The sequence below is a fragment of the Cellulomonas septica genome (assembly GCF_012396155.1).
Classification (GTDB): Bacteria; Actinomycetota; Actinomycetes; order Actinomycetales; family Cellulomonadaceae; genus Cellulomonas; species Cellulomonas septica.
Map to the genome: position 1 here is coordinate 1 of NZ_JAAXOY010000514.1, position 2,588 is coordinate 2,588.

Annotated in this window: 2 protein-coding genes; both read right to left on the reverse strand. The window is 73.9% G+C overall.

All coding sequences use genetic code 11. The annotated features are described in order from the left end of the window. On the reverse strand, positions 1-1,496 hold a 1,496-nt coding region (mtrB, locus tag HGA02_RS15880; protein ID WP_343035523.1), incomplete at its 3' end, for an MtrAB system histidine kinase MtrB. Between the two features lie 73 nt (positions 1,497-1,569). Next, positions 1,570-2,253: an MtrAB system response regulator MtrA gene (gene mtrA / locus HGA02_RS15885; RefSeq protein WP_124343279.1), complete on the reverse strand. Its 684-nt coding sequence runs from the start codon at positions 2,251-2,253 to the stop codon at positions 1,570-1,572. Positions 2,254-2,588 lie beyond the last annotated feature (335 nt).

Here is a 2,588-nt window from a genome sequence, read left to right on the forward strand (position 1 = left end):
CGGATCCCGGCGCGCCGCGGCAGCGTCAGCCGGAACGACGCCCCGCGCGCGGGCCGTCCCCAGGCCTCCAGCCAGCCGCCGTGCAGGTGCGCGTCCTCGAGGGAGATCGCCAGTCCCAGGCCCGTCCCGCCCGTCGTGCGGGCGCGTGCGGGATCCGCGCGCCAGAACCGGTCGAACACGTGCTCGGCCTCGTCGGCCGTCATGCCGACGCCGTGGTCGCGGACCGTCACGGCGACCGCGTGCGCGTCGCCCGCGACCGTGACCTCGACCTGGGTGCCCTCCGCGTGCTCGACCGCGTTGACCAGGAGGTTGCGCAGGATCCGCTCGACGCGGCGAGGGTCGATGTCGGCGACGCACCGGTCCTCGGGGACGACGACGCGCAGCCACGAGCCGCGCCGCTCGGCGAGCGGGCCGGCCAGGTCGACCGCACGCACCACGACGTCGCGCACGTCGCGGCCCTCGACGTCGAGCACGGCGGCGCCCGCGTCGAACCGGCTGATCTCGAGCAGGTCGGCGAGCAGGTCCTCGAAGCGGTCGAGCTGCGTCTGGAGGAGCTCGGCCGAGCGCTTCGTCGCGGGGTCGAAGTCGTCGCGCGCCGCGTGCAGCACCTCGCCCGCCATGCGGATCGTGGTGAGCGGCGTGCGGAGCTCGTGCGACACGTCCGACACGAACCGCCGCTGCACCGCGGACAGCTCCTCCATGCGGTGGATCTGGTCCTGCAGGCTCTCGGCCATCTCGTTGAACGAGTGCGCGAGCGTCGCCATCTCGTCCTCGCCGCGCTCCGGCAGCCGCTCCGACAGGTGCCCGTCGGCGAGCCGCTCCGCGACGAGCGCGGCCCGGCGCACGGGGTGCACGGTCTGCCGGGTGACGAGCCACGTCATCGAGCCGAGCAGCAGCACGAGCACGACGCCCGCGAGCGCGAGCGTGCGCTGCAGGAAGTCGAGCCGGTCCTGCTCCGCCTGGAGGCTGTAGAGGAAGAACAGCTGGTAGCGGCCCACGACGGGGACCTGGACCTCCTGGCCGACGACGATCGCGGGCTCGACGCGTCCGTCGTCGGTCTCCACGCCGACCGACTGCCAGTGCTGCCCGCCCTCGGCCACCGCGAGCTGCAGGTCGTCGCTCACGACGTCGATGAGGGACCCGTCGGAGGCGGCCGCACCACCGGTCACGGGCGACGTCTGCCCCGGCGCCCGCAGGAGGAAGACCTCGCGCTCCCCCGACGTGCCGGTCCGCTGCGACTGCGCGACGTCGCGCAGCAGCCGCCGCACGTCCGGGCCGAGCGTCGCGTTGGACGAGGCGAACGTGTCCTGCGCCTGCTGGGTGCTGCGGGCGCTCTCGTCCAGCACCTGGTCGCGGCGCGCGTCGAACAGGCCGTCGCGCATGCGCTCGCCGACGTAGAGGCCCACGCACGCGAGCGCGACGAGACCGATGACGAGCGTCGAGGCGATGACGCGGAACTGCAGGGAGCCGCGCCACGCCCGGGGCCAGGCGCGCACCCGTCGCAGCGTCCGGGCCCTCGTCAGGCGCCAGACGCTGTTCACGCGCGGCACGGCGCAGCCCCGCCCGACGTCACGTGGGCGTCACGCCCGCCTTGTAGCCGACCCCGCGGACGGTCACGACGATCTCCGGCTGCTCCGGGTCGTTCTCGATCTTCGAGCGCAGCCGCTGGACGTGCACGTTCACGAGCCGCGTGTCCGCCGCGTGCCGGTAGCCCCACACCTTCTCGAGCAGGACCTCGCGCGTGAACACCTGCCACGGCTTGCGCGCGAGCGCGACGAGCAGGTCGAACTCGAGCGGGGTCAGCGAGATCGGGCGGCCCGCGCGCGCGACGCGGTGACCGGGCACGTCGATCGTGACGTCCCCGATCGACAGGTGCTCGGGGGCGGGCTCGTCGCTGCGCCGCAGCCGGGCCCGCACGCGCGCGACGAGCTCCTTGGGCTTGAACGGCTTCGAGATGTAGTCGTCGGCGCCGGACTCGAGGCCGAGCACGACGTCGACCGTGTCGCTCTTCGCCGTGAGCATGACGATCGGCACGCCCGACTCGGCACGGATCTGGCGGCACACCTCGTTGCCGTCGCGCCCGGGCAGCATGAGGTCGAGCAGCACGAGGTCGGGCTGGGTCGCCCGGAACGTCCCGAGCGCCTCGTCCCCGTCCTCGCAGAAGACGGGCTCGAAACCCTCGGAGCGCAGCACGATGCCGATCATCTCGGCGAGCGCGGTGTCGTCGTCGACCACCAGCACACGTCCCTTCATGCGCCACATTGTGGCACCGCCACCTGTCGATCCAGGACGGGTCCCTCCGGACGGCCCACAGATCACCCGCACCTCCACCGGCGGCGAACGGCGACGTGGCACGATGGGCGTCGCCCGGGGGCCACCCCTCGAGCCGCACACCAGCCCGAGGAGGCAGCGCTCCGCATGACGAGCCCGCAGGACGACGCGCCCCGCCCGCCGGCGTGGGCCGCACCACCGCCGGCGGTCAAGGTCCCCGCGCACAAGCGGCGCTGGTTCTGGCCGACGGTCGTCGGCGTCGTCGCCTTCGTCCTCGGCGCGATCGCGGGTGGAGGGGGAGAAGCTCCCACGCCCAG

What these genes read in the sequence shown, in the direction of transcription:
- mtrA (WP_124343279.1), bottom strand. Translation starts at nt 2,253, where the DNA reads ATGAAGGGACGTGTGCTGGTGGTCGACGACGACACCGCGCTCGCCGAG.